We start from the raw sequence: 15,547 nt of genomic DNA, 5'->3' as shown, positions 1-15,547 counted from the left end.
TAGAAGTTTTTTCTGATACCTCTAAAGAATAAGGACAATTGGAATACAGAGTATTGGCAGAATCGGTCACACCGATGTTGTTCATTTTTGAGACAGTGATCCGGTGTCTACGATCAAAGTGCTAAGCAATTAGTACGAAACAAGGAAAGAGGGACAAACCATGATTACTAAACTTTATGTAGACATTACAAACTACCTAAACGAACTCAAAAATGATGAGCAGGGTGTTACTGCAATTGAGTACGGATTAATCGGCGTAGCAATGGCGGCATTCTTGATTCTTACCTTTGCTTCTGATGGAACTCTTATCAAAGCATTAGGGGGAGCGTTTACTGATATTGCAACTAACTTAGATAAATTCTGAAACTAAAACAGGTTTTTTAATATTGAATGTTGTTTGTATACATCACGTTAGCAACAGTCTGTCTTGTTGTGTCGCTTTCTGATATCAGGGAGCGCACTATTAAAAACAGTCACGTATTGGTGATTGCCGTTTTAGCGATTGCAATTGGCATTGCAGATTTTTCATTATCAAGTCTTTGGGTTTTAGGTATTTGTTGGTCTGCTTTGCTTTTCCTCCATGTAATTAGGGTACTTGGAGGAGGGGACGTAAAACTTATTGCTGCTTTTTCTTTCTCACTCCCAACTCAAAGCCTTTTAGAGGCATTGATTTTCGTTGGGATATACGGAGGGATATTGGCAGTAACCTACCTGATACTACCGCGACCATCTCACGTTACTGGAGAGGGTAAGAAATCTCAGATCGGGCTCCCCTACGGTGTTGCAATTTGTTGTGGGTTTTATACGGCACTTCTTTTGAAAACATCCGTTTAAAAAACGGGAGGGGCGTATGCGATCTCGTATAGGGATGGTTTTTGCACTGTTAGCATTACTGGTTGGAGGCATCGGACTTTACAACCATATGACTGCCCAGCCTCAACAGCAAAATCCAACCGTATCCCAACCAAGCAATTCAGATGAGCCACAGGCTCATTATGTTCAGGTCTGGCGTGCGAAGAGCAATCTAGAGCGCGGAACACCTATTGAAATCGATGATGTTCAAAAAGAGCAGATGTTGCTTAATATCGCTTTAGAAGAGGGGATTAACTCCGATATAAAGCTGGATTTCTCACCGTCTACTCTCCTTTCAAAAAACATTGAAGCTGGAAAAATCGTCTTCTCTGAATATCAAGTTAAAGAAAACGACCCTCGTTATATCGACCTTCTCATTACCGAAGGGAAAGAGCCGTATTCTTTACTGGTGAGTACTCGTAACTTGGTCAAAGGTTATATCCGTCCAGGTACTAATGTTGATGTACTTTCCGTAGGCTCCCCAAAAGAAAACTTATCCGATGAAGATACCGACGCAATTGATTTTAGTGGCGTGAACGCACAATTGATTTTGAGAAACGTCAAAGTGCTCAGTGTCGGTAATACCAAAGAGCCAGTGGACTCCCGAGTTAAATCAAATGTCTCAAGTGAAGATGATCATCAAATAGTCATCGTTGTTGAAGTCGAGCCCAGTGAGATCGCCAAGTTATCTATCGCGCAGAAAACGATGCATCTAGAGGTATATCGAAGCCATCGCTATAAAGAGCCTGTTTTCGCGGAAGTTCGTGATGTGATCGGAAATTACAGTGGCGTGACCGAGTTAAGAGGATCTTCTCGTCAATCTGCCCAAGGAGAGGAGCTGTGATGAAAACAAAAAGGATATTCTCATACGCTTGGTTTTTGGTGTTTTTATTTAGTTTTTCCGCTTTCTCTGGCGATCGTTATATCACGGTGAGTGATGGTCAACATATTGAGGTGAAAGAACCGATCTCGACCGTATTTGTCAGTGACCCTGAAATTGTCGACTACAACGTTGTAAATGAAAATACCGTCGTTGTTTTTGCCAAGGATGTCGGGCAAGCCAGATTCATCATTTACGGTAAATCGAAGAAAGTGCTGCTCTCTGACAGAATTATTGTCGATATTGATCTGTCGTTGGTCCGACGTCAAATCAAGCTTCACTACCCTGAACTCAACATCAAAGTTGAATCGGTGGGTAATCAGGTCGCAGTGAGTGGGGTTGTTGAGTCGGAACAGCAACGTGATGATATTTATCGAATGGTCGCTACTTTGCTCGGAAGAGACAAAACGGAGAAGTGGGAAGAGACCCAAGTCTTGGAGTTTGAAAGTGATGCTTACGATGTTGAAGAACCTCAAAGCATGATCTTTGCTCGCAATATGACGTGGGAAGGCATATTAGAACTTATTGAGGTCGCGACGGATCAACAGGTCAATGTGAAAATATCGGTCGCTCAAGTGACAGAAACGTTCGCTCAAACTGTAGGTGTGGATTGGTCTTCTGTTGGGGCGGATGTCGGTGAGTTTTTATTCCAACAATTTGATGCTGCCGATCTCACCACTTTGATCACTGCACTTGGTAATGAAAACGTTGCCCAAGTCCTCGCCGAGCCAAACCTTACCGTTATCTCAGGAGAGTCTGCGAGCTTTCTCGTTGGTGGCGAAGTGCCCGTGATTGTTACCACCAATAATAATATCAACATTACCTTCCGAGAGTTTGGTATCAAACTCGACCTTACCGCGAAAGTCCTTCATGAGGGCAAAATTCGAATGCGCCTTATGCCTGAAGTTAGCGAAGTAGAAAGATACATTCGCTCTGCTGGGCTGGAAGTACCCCAATTTGCGACTCGAAGAGCGATGACCACGATTGAACTTGGTGATGGCGATAGTTTTGTACTTGGTGGGCTGATGAGTAGTGCCGATTTAGAAGAGCTGCAAAAAATTCCACTTCTTGGCGATATTCCTGTTCTCGGCGCTGCGTTTCGCAAAGCCTCTACAGATAGACGACGCACGGAGCTGATCATTGTTGCGACCGTTAATCTTGTCAAACCAATGAAGAAGAAAGACATCCAAATGCCCTACATGAGCAAAACGTCGACACTTCGCCGTTGGTTGAAAATTTCGGATAGTGAAGAAGGCAACAAAGGCAATGACCCAACCATTCAATTGCTGTCTCAGGGAGGGTTTATTCAATGAAAACTTTATTTGTAGCAGTGCTAAGCGCGTTATTACTTTCTGGGTGTGCTGAGCGTTATTTCAATGGACCAGGAGCGGAAGCGCTTATTTACCCTGAAACCCATATCTATCAGTTTACGGTGAAATCTACTCAACAAACGGAAGAAAAGTTGAACATGATTTTTGACACGGTTGACGAGATAGATTCAGGGGCGAGTTACCTTGTTGAATATCGGAGCAATAAGGGTAAAAAAGTGGTTTATAAATCACTTAAAGACAAGACGGCGTTGCGTTTGAGAGCGGATGAGTTTGTTGTGCGCCAAAACAGTTCGCTGTCGAATGACATCCAACTGACGATTACTTACCACGCATTAGTGACGCACCAGTGCGCACCTTCTGAGATAGAAGAGGTGAATGTCAGTCGGAATTGCTTTTCTGAAGTAGCTCGGATGAAGCAAGTCTCACACAAGGAACGTATCGTGGAGGGATTGTGATGTTTGACTTAGGAAAATCTCTCAAAGAGAGCAAACCGCAAATCATAGAAAGTGCACATGGGCCAACAGGGTGTGTACTGCTTTACCAGAGCTTGGAATGTATGTCTCTGGTTCAAGAAATGTTCGAGTTTGAAGGGTGGAGTGCACCAACGTGTGTAAAACAGAGTTCAGTTCCTAAAGGTTTTTACTCAGAGCAAAGCGGAAATATTGTCATTCTTGAACTCACGGAGTCATCTGACATTGTCACGGATGCTCAAGCGTTAACCAACCAAATGCCGACCCACAAAGGTATTATTGTCATCGGTACAGAAGACTCCATCTGCGTCTTACGTCAGCTCAAAGAGTTAGGGTTCTATTATCTTTATTGGCCAATCAACAAGCACGAGTTTGCTGATTTCGTCATGAATGTACATCGTAATTTGCAGACTTACACAGGGGTAAGTAAACAGCGAAAAGCAAAGCGTGTTGCAGTTGTCGGAAGCAAAGGTGGGATAGGGACGTCGTTTATTGCCACTGAAATTAGCTCGAAGTTAGCCTCCAATAATATCGATAATGTGTTGGTCGACCATCAATACAATGACAGCAATATTGATGTGCTCCTTGCGCTAGATGACTTCAAATCTCGCTCCATCGACGAATACTCTGTCCCTATCCATGAGTTAGATACGGAAGGGGCATTAAGTCATCTGACCAAAGTGCGTAAAAACCTACGTTTACTTTCACTTAATAGTGACCGATCTCAGTCAGACATTTTCAGTTATAGCCAGACACTTTGCGAATTACTGAGTCGAAATACCAACTTTATGATCGAAGACTTCTCGGGAAGCGTCGACTTTCGTGTTGACCCCAATATGTTGATTGAAAATTACGACGTGGTCGTGGTGGTTTTTGAGCCTTCGGTTTCTTCCGTCCGCAATGCCAAAGCGTTACTTGAACAGCTTGAGAATAAGCAGCTTTCAATGAGCAAGCGGATCCGGATTATTACACTTGCAAATCACCACCGACCAGAGAACACGTTTGTTATCGAACAAAATGATCTCCAGAAATATCTTGGTTCTGAAGTCAATCTTGATATGGGGTATTGTCGCTCACTGGCTCACCTTCTTATTGAGGGCAAGCGCGCGCACAAACACGATCGAAATATCAATCATGCTATCGATGATCTTACTCGTTTGATCAATGGACAATCCACTCAACATGCTAGCGGTTGGCTCGCTAGATTGGGGGTAAGATGAGTTCAAATAAAGAGATCTACACGGCTTTTCGGTCACAGATTTTTGAGGCTTTAGATGTTGAAGCAATACAAAGCCTTTCTCGTTTGGAAATTGAAGGGCAAATCCGAAACGCTGTCGATGTTTTAGCGACGAACTTTGATCGTCCAGTCACGACCATGATGAAGTCAAGTTTGGTCAAAAGCATGCTGGATGAACTCTTTGGTCTTGGGCCGATTCAATCGCTGGTTGATGACCGAGCGATAACCGACATCATGGTAAATGGCCCCAATAACGTCTTTTTTGAGAAGCATGGCAAATTAGAAAAGTCGGACATTACCTTCATCGATGAAGAGCAAGTCCTGACGATAGCAAAACAAATTGCTGCGCGGATCGGACGTCGTGTGGATGAGCTTTCTCCTACCGTAGATGCGCGTCTTGAGGACGGTAGTCGTGTCAACATCGTTATCCCACCCATTGCCTTAGATGGTACCTCAATTTCGATACGTAAATTCCGCGAACAAAATATCGGGCTAGAAGAGCTTGTTGATTTTGGTTCACTGTCGATGGACATGGCGAGATTGTTATCAATTGCTTCCCGTTGCCGAATGAACATTCTGATCTCGGGTGGTACGGGTTCAGGTAAAACCACCTTATTGAATTCGCTTTCACAATACATCAGTGAAGACGAGCGTATTGTGACAATTGAGGATGCGGCAGAGCTTCGTTTAGAGCAACCCAACCTAGTTCGCCTAGAAACGAGAGCGGAGAGTGTGGAACACACGGGCTTAGTGACTCAGCGTGATTTGGTTATTAATGCGCTTCGTATGCGCCCTGATCGAATCATCCTCGGTGAGTGTCGTGGCTCAGAAGCATTTGAGATGCTCCAAGCAATGAATACGGGTCACGAAGGCTCCATGTCGACACTGCATGCTAACTCGCCACGAGATGCAATATCACGCGTGGAATCCATGGTAATGATGGCGAACTTAAATCAGCCTCTCGATGCTATTCGACGCGCGATTGTGAGTGCTATTGAGCTGGTGGTTCAAGTGAACCGACTGCGTGATGGTTCAAGGAAAATAACCAGCATCTCTGAAATCGTAGGGCTCGAAGGCGATAGCGTGGTGATGGAGGAAATCTTCCGTTTTCAATACGACGAAGTGGGTTATGGTGAAGCAGTAAGAGGACGCTTTATGACCGAGGGCCTTATGCAGCGCTCCGAGCTTGTTAAGAAAGCACATTTTTACGGCTTGTATGAAGAGCTAATGCAAGCCTTCCAAGGAGCAAGATCATGATGTTATGGATTGCTTTTATCTTATTTGGTATTGCCGTTTTGCTTTTAACGAGCCATCGAAGAAGCAAAATAGGGAATTATTTTCCAGAGACTGAAGTCGACGAAGATATTATTGCGGCGATTAATTTGAACGCATTGATGGAACAAAAGCGTTGGCAGAGATTCAAAAATAATTTATCTCCCGCAATAAAGGTTTTAGGACCAAGAGCAAATTTCATTATTTTTGTGTTTATCGTTCTTTCTGCTTATTTAAGTTATTACGTCATTTATGAAGTTCTCAATATTAAATCAATGCTACTTTCTATTGGTATTTTTACATTTTCAGTAGTTTGGGCCTATTACTGGTTGCAAAACAAACGTCGCTTAGATTTCGAGAAGAAATTTCCGGACGCATTGAACATTTTGATGAGTGCCGTAACCGCTGGTGAGAGTTTAATGCACGCTTTTTCTTTTGTTGGCGAAAACATGGAAGGAGAAGTCGGGCGAGAATTTAAAGAGATGGGCGATCGACTTAAGCTGGGGGAAAATGCAGAAAAGGTGTTACTTCGCTCTTGTAAAGCATTTCCTTATCCAGAATACATCTTCTTTACCATTACGATACGCGCCAATATTAACCGTGGTGGACAACTAAAAAATGTATTGGCAAGGCTAATTCGCATTTTGGTTGATGCCAGAACGTTAGAGTCGAAAAAAATGGCGATGACCTCTGAGGCTCGTATCTCCGCTAAAGTAGTCGCTGCAATACCGATCGCATTTGCATTCATGGTCAATCAAATTGATCCGAGCCACATCGACTTTATTCTTAATGACCCTCAAGGGCGGATGGTACTTTACTATGTTGTAGGTAGTGAGGTGTTAGGTTTATTCGTTGTTTGGCTTCTTGTAAAAGGAGTAAGACGATGATTTTATCGCTGAGTATTTTATTGATTATTTTTTCGTTGTCATTTTTGATTTATGACTATTATTTCACTCGTAAAAAAGAGTTGGTACTGAGCAAGTATCTTAAATATGGCCAAAAACAACCGGCAAAGAAAAAAATCGATTCCTTCATTGTTAAATTTGGTGAAGGAAACAAAAAAGATTTAGAGCAAAAACTTCTTAACGCCGGATACTACAATAAAGATTTAGCGAAATATTACTTCCCTTTAAAAGCAGTTGTTTTTCTTTTAGTAACCGTATTTATATGGTTGTTAGACATGGCATTAATTAATAAGTTATTAGTTTCAATCATTGCTGTTATTAGTATCATCATTGTTCCAGATCTGTTGCTCGAGATGCGAAAGCGCATGTTAGTGCGAAAGGTTTCGAAAAACCTTCCTTATGTCCTCGATATTATGTCTGTTTGCGTGCAAACCGGTATGACAATTGAAGCGTCGTTTGCGTATTTAGCACAAGAGCTAAAAATCTTCGATAAAGATTTATGTTATCAAATCAATAAAACATCAGAAGCCGGCAAAGTACATGGGATAGAAAAAGCATTGCATGATCTTTCCGTTCGCTTGCCTGCACCAGAAATCAACAGCTTTGTCTTAACGATTATTCAAAACCTTCACTATGGCGCATCCGTTGCGAATGTTTTAAGTGATTTAGCCGAAGATATGCGTCGGATTCAATTACTCGAAATTGAAGAGAAAATGGGTAAATTGTCAGCCAAAATGAGTGTGCCTTTGATCTTGCTGATCATGTTTCCAATCGTCATTTTTATTCTTGCTCCTGGCTTTTTACAAATCGACTTTACGAGCTTTAGAGGGGGTAAATAATGAATAAGGCGACTTTTTTGAGTATTCCACTACTTTTGCTGTTTGGTTGCTCTTCCACAATAGAGAGTGAAGAGAGTGTGGTGCAAAACATGGAGCGTGTTGATAACCATACAGGCCTGATTAATCACTATAAAGGGCATCTAGAAAAGCGACCTGAAGACGTCCAGATCATGCAGGAATTGGCAAAAGTGTATTTTGATAAGGGCGATATCGAGTCGGCTAAGTTTTATGCTGACCATTTGCTCAATCAAGGGGTGAAGAATAGTGAGCTCCTGCAATTAAGAGGTCAGATTCATAGCCAAGATGGTGAAGATTCTTTGGCTCTGAAACGCTATAAAAGCTCGATTGAAATGGGCAACAACAGCGGAGAAATCTATGTTTTATCGGGCATCTCCTATTGCAATACCGACCAGTTCTCTCAAGCAAAAAATGCGTTCAATCAAGCTCGTCTAAAAGGCTATAACGACGTGGCGGTGAAAAACAATTTAGCCGTAGTTTATCTTGCACAACGACAGTATGACGACGTGATATCGCTATTGGTTCCTGTTTATCAAGAGAACCCAAGTAACCAGAAAGTGCGAGCGAATTTGGCTATCGCACTGTTCAAAGTAGGGGATGTCTATCAAGCGAGAGATTTACTTGAAGGAGCATTTACCGATTCTCAAGTAGCGCAAATCTCGAGGAAGTTACACCGGTAATAAGGGTGGACGGTATGGAGTATTCTCGAAGAAAGGTAAAGGGCGTAACCGTAGTTGAATTTGCATTAGGGGCCGGGGTTCTTGCTCTTGCTCTCGTCATGCTTTTTGAAATGGGATTTAGAATTTACGTAACCAACTTGGTTGAGTATGCGTTGAGGGAGTCAGTCAGAAATACAAAGGTGTTTGAAGGCGGAAACTCCTACGATAACTACAACCTAACATTGGATTCGGCGATGAAGGACGGAGGGGCATTATGGACGTCACTCGTTCCTGCTGAAAACTTTGAAGTGTCTGGTCGGTACTATTTGACATACGCCGATCTGATTTCAGGTACCAGTTATTCTGATGCCGAGATGGGAGAAGACGATCAAGGGTATGCAATCGCTGAAATTACGTTGACCTATAACTACACGCCAATTTTGAACGTATTTTCCAACGATGTTATCCCGATTACCAAAAGCACACTGATTAACCTAGAACATGAAGGTTGGGAGGAGTGATGATGAAAATACGATCCCGACAAAAAGGTGTTTTTGCGATTGAGCTGTTTTTTGTTTTGATTGCTCTCATCAGCATTTTTTATTTCATGACGGACATTAGTGACAAGTTATTAGCTCGTGCTCAACTTGATCGTGGGAGTTTTGCGCTAGCTAATATCCTTAAAGAGCGAAGTCGTTATTACGACGAAAGATTACCTTTAAACGCAAGTGATGAAACGGACATGCAGACACTTGCGTCACGTCTACTTGATACGACACCAGGCAGCGTCGCTATCAAAATTGAAGCATTGCACAATAAGGCGACGTTAAATGCTTTTGAAAGTAACGAGTACAAAAATCTCGGCTGTGAGGCTGCGGGTTTAGATACGAAGTCAGAGTTAGCACCCGTTGAGAATGGCGTGATTTTCTCTTTGTATCAAGTAACGCTTTGTCAGCAAGAAAACTCTTGGTTTACCCAGCTTTGGGGGAATTCAGGCGCATCCACGATGACAATCACATCCAGTTCTGTTGTGGTGGGGAGGTAACGATGAATTTCACTATTAAACAACGAGCTCCAATTCATTCAGGTCGCAGTCAAAAAGGGATTGCGGCAATTTGGTTCGCACTGAGTTTAGTGCCTGTTTTTGGTATGACATTTTTCGCTGTAGAGGGGACGCGTTATATCCAAGAGACAAGTCGACTGAGAGACGCAGCGCAAACTGCTGCATTGGCTATTACGATAGACGACAAATCGAACCAAGCGGATGCATTGGCGACGATGTACATCAATGACTATGTGCGTGATATTTCCCATGTTGATATCCAAACGGTGAGGACGTACGAAGAGCCAACAGAAGACAATGATAATACGGAAAAAATTCAGTATTCCGTGCAAGCGGTTACCACTCACAACTCTTGGTTTGCCAGTAACTTAATTCCATCTTTTGAGGCTCAAGAGAAACTCGCTGGACAAGCCGTTGCAGCGAAATATCCTTTTTATTTAGGAGACAAAATCATTGATCTGGTTTTGGTGACTGACTTTTCTGGGTCGATGAACAACAGCTGGGATGGCGAAATTAAAATTGATCTCCTCAAAGATGCGGTTAAGCAAATTTCAAATCGTATCTTAGTTCCGCGAGAAGGCGAGAGTGAGGTACTGAATCGTATTGCCATCATTCCATTTAACCTGCGAGTGCAAGAGAAGATCAATGACAACCTCTACTCTACCAGTCAGTTAAGGTACAAAGGTAACTACCGCAAAAGCGTCTCTTCAGTGAAGTATGAGCAGGTAAATTGGGACTATTGGTCTCCTTACTCTGAAGAAGCTGTGGAGGAATGTGCCAACAAACGCACCGACTGCCCAAACAAAAAAAGTTGGGAGCGAGACCAAGCGAAGCGAGTCGCAGATGTGGTGAATATCAATAATAATCGCTTGGAGATTCCTGACTATGTCGGTTACTCAAAATCGGTTAGACACATGTTTGACGATAAAGTCGCGAATAACAATTTGACCTTTCACTTTAGGTCGAACAATAACAAGCTTTATAACTCCAGTATGACGCGGACTGGTCATTCGGGCTTTTATACCATTCCACTGACTGCCAACAAAACAAACCTCGACAAGGTACAAACCATGAGCTCGGGTGGGAATACCGCTGCCTATCAAGGCATGCTGCGTGGCTTGCAAATCATGGAAGATGGACGTCCAAACGGCAATAGCGAAGAAGAAACAGAGCAATACAATGACCGTCTTAAAATGCTGATAGTAATCAGTGATGGTATGGAGTATCCATACACAGAAATTTTGCCTGGTTTAGTAAACAAAGGTATGTGCGATAAAGCGCGTGAGCACTTCCAAACCGAGAACGGCAATTTGTACATTGGCGTCATTGGCGTGAACTTCAGTGCATCTTCGCAAAGCGGTTTCCAAGATTGTGTGTTGAATCCGGATGAAGACATCATCGATGTAACAGAGACGGAAGACTTCATTAAGAAAATCGAAGAACTAATTCAGAAAGGATCTCGTGGTAATGGTGTATCGAGACTATATGGGTGAGAGATATGACCAAAACAATGCTAATTACAGGGATGCTGGTGGCCGGTTTCACGACCGTTAGTGCGAATGCCAGTGAAGTCAGTTCAAAAGTAACCGAATACTGTGGGACGTCATATTATGAATACTCGCACTCGATTCAGGTTGGCGACGTGACGGGTGTAGCATCGCATCGTGATGGCTATTTGCAGGTAACGGATGTGAGTAATGACCCCGCACTGAAGTGGGCGCTGATGAAGAACTCATCACTGCTCACTAACCCGAATGATTGCCTGACGTATATCTCCAATTTAGGTATTGCTCAGTTTAGCGGAGAGGTCAGCGATAAAGGTAAATTGATTGCGCGAGTGCACTTCGCCTTTGACAAGTTTAACCTTACCCCGTTGGCCAGAAATGTATTGAGCGATGTGGCTCGTCAACTTGCTCAAACGAACTATCAAGTAACAGTAGAAGGGCACACCGATTGGATTGGCACCAAAGCCTATAACCAAACCTTGGGTCATAATCGAGCCAAAAGCACCGCTCGTGAGCTGCATTATTACGGGGTGAGCGAACAGAAAACCACGCTTAAATCTTTTGGTGAATCTGAACCGATAGCAACCAACAATACCTCTTCGGGTCGTTCTAAAAACCGTAGAGCAGACGTTTATATTCCAGCGGATGAACAGGAAAAACCATCAGCAACGGAATAGGTGTTAACTACTGATTCGATGGAATTAAAAACGCCCGCCTCCAATTGGAAGCGGGCGTTGTACTCTTGTCTTTGTCTTTGTCTTTGTCTTTGTCTTAGCGATGCGCTTACATCATGCCTGTTACGATGCCTGCTGCGACAAAGAACACAATCATCCAAAGCACCGACAAGTTAAGTTTCTTATGTAAGTAGAAGCCAGCTATCACAAGAGCGATGTCAATTGGGGCAACGACAGCGCTGCTGAATACCGGTTGGTAAAGTGCTGCCAATAGCAAACCAACGACCGATGCGTTTACGCCGTTGATTGCACCTGACACTGCCGGTTTACCAGCCAGCGCTTGCCAGTTCTTTAGCACGCCAAGTAGCAATAAGAAGCCCGGTAAGAACACACCTAAGGTTGCGACTAGCGCGCCTAGGATAGGTGCATCAGATAGTTCGTAACCAATGTAAGTCGCGAAGGTAAACATTGGCCCCGGTACCGCCTGCGCTGCGGCATAGCCCGTTAGGAACGCGTCTTGACTTAATTGATCGCCAACGATGTTTTGCAGTAGGGGAAGTACCACGTGACCACCACCGAACACTAAGCTACCTGCTTGGAAGAAGTCGCTAAACAATCCAAGCATTGGCAGGGAATGAGCCACAAACGGCAAACCAATCAGAAGTACCGCGAACAGTGCCAATGGTGCAATGGTTGGTTTAAAAGGTTCGGCAGGTGCTGTGGATTCTTTCTTTAGATATTGAGTACCAATCAAACCCGCTACCACAAGCACCAGCATTTGAGTTGCGATGCTCGGTGCAACCAATAACGCAATCGCGGTTGCCACACACAAGCCGGCTGTTAGTTTGCTTTGGCAAAAGTTTTTGTACATTCCCCAAGTCGCATCCGCCACCACAACGACCGCAAGTAACTTCAAGCCGTGAACGATGTTTTGGAACAGCGCGGTATCAGTGATCTGGCTGCTTACCATAGCAAACGCCAACATGATGATCACGGAAGGCAGTGTGAAGCCAAGAAACGCCATGCATGCGCCGCCTAAGCCTCCGCGTTTGTAACCCAGAGCAAAGCCAACTTGGCTAGAACCAGGGCCCGGTAAGAATTGGCTCAAAGCCACGATCTGTGCGTATTCGCTGTCATCAATCCATTTGAGCTTTTCAACGAACGTTTGGCGGAAGTAACCGATGTGCGCCGCAGGGCCACCGAAACTGATCCAACCAAGCCAAAAAAAGGTTTTAAAAATGGTAAACATGTTGAGCCTGTTAAATCTTCAATAAAACTGCATCTACTGTAAAAAATGTACTAAGATGATTCAAATTAATAGTTTTAATTTCATCTATGAATTAAATGGGATGAGGTTTGTTCTGTGAAAGATGACATCCAGTGGCGCAATATCGACTTAAATCTGTTGGTGACCTTTTCTTATCTGTATCGCTATCGAAGTGTGAGTTTGGCGGCCGAGAAAAGCTTTGTCAGTCAGTCTGCCATGAGCCACAGCTTGTCGCGTTTGCGCGTGCTGTTTGATGACCCATTGTTTGAACGGAAAGGCCATAAGATGGACCCAACCGAGCATGCGCATCATATTGCGCCAACGGTGCATCATTTATTGGACTCGATTGCCAAAGACTTACTGACGAAGTCCGCTTTCCAACCAGAAAACTACGCTGGCGTGTGCCGCATTGGTTTAACCGACTACGCCGAATTTATCTTCGCCCCACTGCTTTATGATGAAATCCGTAAGCGTGCGCCAGAAGCCCAAATCAGTTTTATCAACGTCAATCGCAGCAATTACGTGGCGATCACGGAGCACGATAAGCTAGATGTCATCATCGGCAGCATGCCGGTACTCGACGATAACTTTGAGAGCCAGTACCTCTACACAGAAAAGCACGTATGTCTGTGTGATAAGCGAGTGTTGAAAGGCGAAACACAATTGTCGATTCACGCTTTTGCCAATATTGAACAAGCCCTCGTGAGTCCTGATGGTAGCCTGAGCACACAAGTAGATAAAAAGCTTGCTGAGCATGGCTTGAGCCGAAAAGTCACCGTTGCTTCACGTAACTTCCTTACGATTCGAAACTTGCTTAAACAGCGTGAGTTGGTTGCGATTGTGCCGGAGAAAATGGCGCAAGCGGAAGGGTTCTCGGACGATTTGGTGAGCGTCCAGCCGCCGATTGCGGTAGCGGATTTTGATATCGCGATGTTGTGGCATACCAGCCGTAACAACGAGGATAAAGGGATTTGGCTGCGTCAGCTGGTGGCAGAATTGATTACAGGTAATTGATCTTATAAGGGCACCACGAGGGTGCCCTTTAAGTAACCGAGCTATAGGTCGTTTATACTTGCGTTACTGGCTCTTGCGCCTTTTCTTGCGTTGCTTGTTGTTTGATAGCTTGCTTCTTTTCAAAGCGAGAGATCCACCACCAAGCCAGAGCAGAGAAGACGGCAGTCATAAACACGTTGATGAAGAACGCACGTACCAAGTCAACGCCTGTTGGGAATGCCGACGCGGTCATACTCACCACAAAGATTGCAATTAGTACAGACACCACACTCATGCCCACTTTGCGTGAACCCATACGGAAGTCGCGCGGTGTATCATCGTGTTTTAGACGGAACACAAAGTACGCCACCATGATGAAGATTGGCGGTAGCATCGCCGTACCTGCGGTTAGGTTGATCGCTTGGTTCATCATGTCTTGCACGGATTCTGAACCAAAGCCGTTAACGATCAGCATCACCACAACGAACGCGAATTGCCACCATGCTGCACGTACAGGTACACCATGCTCGTTTAGCTCTGTGGTTTTCTCGCCGTATACACCTTTTGGAATTTCAGAGAAGTGAATTTTTACTGGTGCCGCAGTCCACATCATCATTGAGCCAAACATCGCGATGAACAAAATGATGCCAACGAAGCGGCCAACCAATACTGTTGAAATGTCGAAGTATTGAGCCATACCGGTAAAGATTTCTACCATGCCGCCTGCGTATGTTAGGTCTTCACGCGGAACGAACACGTTCACCAAAAGTGAGCCAATAGCGTACATCGCACCAATCAAGACGCCCGCCATGATGATCACTTTTATGAAGGCTTTTTGGCCGCCTTTTACATCTTTTAGGTACGCCGCTGCTGTTTCTGCACCGCCTGCTGCTTGGAAGATCCAACACATAATGCCTAACGTTGCCCAGTTAATGGTTGGGCTCATTGCTTCTAGTGTGATTGGTTCTGCTGGCGTGTAAGTGTCGCCGCCCAGCGCCATTAGCGCGCCGAGAACGTAAATGCCGAATAGGGCAAACACACCGTAAGCAACCAGCTCAGAAATTTTACCTAACCAAGATGCGCCTTTGGTTGAAATGTGGGTCGCCGCTGCGAACAGAACGATCGAAATTACCGACGTGACCATTGGTGAGAAGGTGTATTCGTAACCAAGCATCGCGTAAGACGCGTAAGCAATCACGTTTGGTAGCAGAGACACAAACCAAAATAGGTTCACGAACCAGTAGAGGAACGAACCTAGGTAAGCCGCTTTAGAACCAAGCGCTTGTTTAAGCCAGTCGTACATGCCTGACTCAGAGTTTTTGTTCGCCGAAACGAACTCAGCAATGATGAATACAAATGGAATGAAGTAAACGATCGTCGCGAAAAGGAAGATAGGGGCAGAGCTAAGGCCAAGTTCAATGTTGTTGTTCACGATGTTACGGACGTTAAATACCGCCGCAAATGTCATCGACAGCAAGGCGAATTTGCCAATGGTGCCGCGCATAGATTCAGACATAGAGTCCTCCGATGAATCACGTCAATTCCCTTCGTAACTCAGTGATAGTGCTATTGACCGTTTTAT

At 44.2% G+C, this 15,547-nt stretch carries 17 protein-coding genes; 15 read left to right on the top strand and 2 right to left on the bottom strand.

What is annotated here, in order from left to right; all coding sequences use genetic code 11:
• Positions 1–160 precede the first annotated feature (160 nt).
• From L1076_RS08505 to L1076_RS08440, 14 genes are read left to right on the top strand one after another with little or no spacing between them, the layout of a single operon-like run.
• Entirely contained in the window at positions 161–364 is a 204-nt protein-coding gene (locus L1076_RS08505; protein WP_054756421.1) for a Flp family type IVb pilin, read from the top strand.
• Positions 365–390: 26 nt separating this feature from the next.
• On the top strand, positions 391–834 hold the full coding sequence (locus L1076_RS08500) for a prepilin peptidase (protein WP_054756452.1): 444 nt from the start codon (positions 391–393) through the stop codon (positions 832–834).
• Positions 835–850: 16 nt separating this feature from the next.
• Complete coding sequence (gene cpaB, locus L1076_RS08495) at positions 851–1,696, top strand: Flp pilus assembly protein CpaB (RefSeq protein WP_038865943.1); 846 nt, start codon at positions 851–853, stop codon at positions 1,694–1,696.
• Positions 1,696–3,045: a pilus assembly protein N-terminal domain-containing protein gene (locus L1076_RS08490; RefSeq protein ID WP_050566679.1), complete on the top strand. Its 1,350-nt coding sequence runs from the start codon at positions 1,696–1,698 to the stop codon at positions 3,043–3,045. Before cpaB ends, L1076_RS08490 begins: the two co-directional genes overlap by 1 nt.
• The gene (locus L1076_RS08485; RefSeq protein ID WP_038865944.1) at positions 3,042–3,518 is read left to right on the top strand and encodes a hypothetical protein; all 477 of its coding nucleotides are present in this window, start codon (positions 3,042–3,044) and stop codon (positions 3,516–3,518) included. Before L1076_RS08490 ends, L1076_RS08485 begins: the two co-directional genes overlap by 4 nt.
• The gene (locus tag L1076_RS08480; RefSeq protein ID WP_045405536.1) at positions 3,518–4,753 is read left to right on the top strand and encodes a chromosome partitioning protein ParA; all 1,236 of its coding nucleotides are present in this window, start codon (positions 3,518–3,520) and stop codon (positions 4,751–4,753) included. The genes L1076_RS08485 and L1076_RS08480 overlap by 1 nt, the downstream gene beginning before the upstream one ends.
• Positions 4,750–6,027, top strand: a complete 1,278-nt coding sequence (locus L1076_RS08475) for a CpaF family protein (protein ID WP_038879009.1) — start codon at positions 4,750–4,752, stop codon at positions 6,025–6,027. The genes L1076_RS08480 and L1076_RS08475 overlap by 4 nt, the downstream gene beginning before the upstream one ends.
• Positions 6,027–6,929, top strand: coding sequence for a type II secretion system F family protein (locus L1076_RS08470; protein ID WP_045405601.1), 903 nt, complete (start codon positions 6,027–6,029; stop codon positions 6,927–6,929). Before L1076_RS08475 ends, L1076_RS08470 begins: the two co-directional genes overlap by 1 nt.
• A complete protein-coding gene (locus tag L1076_RS08465) occupies positions 6,926–7,786 on the top strand; it encodes a type II secretion system F family protein (RefSeq protein WP_038865948.1) in 861 nt (286 codons plus the stop codon). The genes L1076_RS08470 and L1076_RS08465 overlap by 4 nt, the downstream gene beginning before the upstream one ends.
• Positions 7,786–8,484 (top strand): tetratricopeptide repeat protein, encoded by a 699-nt coding sequence (locus tag L1076_RS08460; protein ID WP_038865949.1) that lies wholly within the window; start codon positions 7,786–7,788, stop codon positions 8,482–8,484. The genes L1076_RS08465 and L1076_RS08460 overlap by 1 nt, the downstream gene beginning before the upstream one ends.
• A gap of 14 nt (positions 8,485–8,498) precedes the next feature.
• Positions 8,499–8,984, top strand: coding sequence for a TadE/TadG family type IV pilus assembly protein (locus L1076_RS08455; RefSeq protein WP_038865950.1), 486 nt, complete (start codon positions 8,499–8,501; stop codon positions 8,982–8,984).
• Entirely contained in the window at positions 8,984–9,508 is a 525-nt protein-coding gene (gene tadF / locus L1076_RS08450) for a tight adherence pilus pseudopilin TadF (protein ID WP_038865953.1), read from the top strand. Before L1076_RS08455 ends, tadF begins: the two co-directional genes overlap by 1 nt.
• A gap of 2 nt (positions 9,509–9,510) precedes the next feature.
• Complete coding sequence (locus L1076_RS08445) at positions 9,511–11,019, top strand: pilus assembly protein (RefSeq protein WP_045405539.1); 1,509 nt, start codon at positions 9,511–9,513, stop codon at positions 11,017–11,019.
• Between the two features lie 5 nt (positions 11,020–11,024).
• On the top strand, positions 11,025–11,708 hold the full coding sequence (locus L1076_RS08440; RefSeq protein ID WP_104037341.1) for an OmpA family protein: 684 nt from the start codon (positions 11,025–11,027) through the stop codon (positions 11,706–11,708).
• Positions 11,709–11,814: 106 nt separating this feature from the next.
• On the opposite strand, the gene chrA is transcribed toward L1076_RS08440, so the two are convergent.
• Positions 11,815–12,954 carry a chromate efflux transporter gene (chrA, locus tag L1076_RS08435; RefSeq protein ID WP_237303510.1) on the bottom strand — a complete coding sequence of 380 codons (1,140 nt, stop codon included), beginning with the start codon at positions 12,952–12,954 and terminating at the stop codon, positions 11,815–11,817.
• Between the two features lie 114 nt (positions 12,955–13,068).
• On the opposite strand from chrA, the gene L1076_RS08430 reads away from it, so the two are divergent.
• Positions 13,069–13,986, top strand: coding sequence for a LysR family transcriptional regulator (locus tag L1076_RS08430; protein WP_042603897.1), 918 nt, complete (start codon positions 13,069–13,071; stop codon positions 13,984–13,986).
• A 52-nt stretch (positions 13,987–14,038) separates the two neighbouring features.
• Here L1076_RS08430 and L1076_RS08425 read toward each other — a convergent pair whose 3' ends face one another.
• Positions 14,039–15,481, bottom strand: a complete 1,443-nt coding sequence (locus tag L1076_RS08425) for an amino acid permease (protein WP_237303509.1) — start codon at positions 15,479–15,481, stop codon at positions 14,039–14,041.
• Positions 15,482–15,547 lie beyond the last annotated feature (66 nt).

The sequence above is a fragment of the Vibrio sp. MMG023 genome (assembly GCF_021654215.1).
Lineage (GTDB): Bacteria > Pseudomonadota > Gammaproteobacteria > Enterobacterales > Vibrionaceae > Vibrio > Vibrio jasicida.
Note: the sequence above shows the minus strand (reverse complement) of the source record. Positions and strands in the feature narration are given on the sequence as shown.

Coding starts and splice junctions, on each gene's coding strand:
- L1076_RS08505 (WP_054756421.1), top strand. CDS start 161: ATGATTACTAAACTTTATGTAGACATTACAAACTACCTAAACGAACTC.
- L1076_RS08500 (WP_054756452.1), top strand. CDS start 391: ATGTTGTTTGTATACATCACGTTAGCAACAGTCTGTCTTGTTGTGTCG.
- cpaB (WP_038865943.1), top strand. CDS start 851: ATGCGATCTCGTATAGGGATGGTTTTTGCACTGTTAGCATTACTGGTT.
- L1076_RS08490 (WP_050566679.1), top strand. CDS start 1,696: ATGAAAACAAAAAGGATATTCTCATACGCTTGGTTTTTGGTGTTTTTA.
- L1076_RS08485 (WP_038865944.1), top strand. CDS start 3,042: ATGAAAACTTTATTTGTAGCAGTGCTAAGCGCGTTATTACTTTCTGGG.
- L1076_RS08480 (WP_045405536.1), top strand. CDS start 3,518: ATGTTTGACTTAGGAAAATCTCTCAAAGAGAGCAAACCGCAAATCATA.
- L1076_RS08475 (WP_038879009.1), top strand. CDS start 4,750: ATGAGTTCAAATAAAGAGATCTACACGGCTTTTCGGTCACAGATTTTT.
- L1076_RS08470 (WP_045405601.1), top strand. CDS start 6,027: ATGTTATGGATTGCTTTTATCTTATTTGGTATTGCCGTTTTGCTTTTA.
- L1076_RS08465 (WP_038865948.1), top strand. CDS start 6,926: ATGATTTTATCGCTGAGTATTTTATTGATTATTTTTTCGTTGTCATTT.
- L1076_RS08460 (WP_038865949.1), top strand. CDS start 7,786: ATGAATAAGGCGACTTTTTTGAGTATTCCACTACTTTTGCTGTTTGGT.
- L1076_RS08455 (WP_038865950.1), top strand. CDS start 8,499: ATGGAGTATTCTCGAAGAAAGGTAAAGGGCGTAACCGTAGTTGAATTT.
- tadF (WP_038865953.1), top strand. CDS start 8,984: ATGATGAAAATACGATCCCGACAAAAAGGTGTTTTTGCGATTGAGCTG.
- L1076_RS08445 (WP_045405539.1), top strand. CDS start 9,511: ATGAATTTCACTATTAAACAACGAGCTCCAATTCATTCAGGTCGCAGT.
- L1076_RS08440 (WP_104037341.1), top strand. CDS start 11,025: ATGACCAAAACAATGCTAATTACAGGGATGCTGGTGGCCGGTTTCACG.
- chrA (WP_237303510.1), bottom strand. CDS start 12,954: ATGTTTACCATTTTTAAAACCTTTTTTTGGCTTGGTTGGATCAGTTTC.
- L1076_RS08425 (WP_237303509.1), bottom strand. CDS start 15,481: ATGTCTGAATCTATGCGCGGCACCATTGGCAAATTCGCCTTGCTGTCG.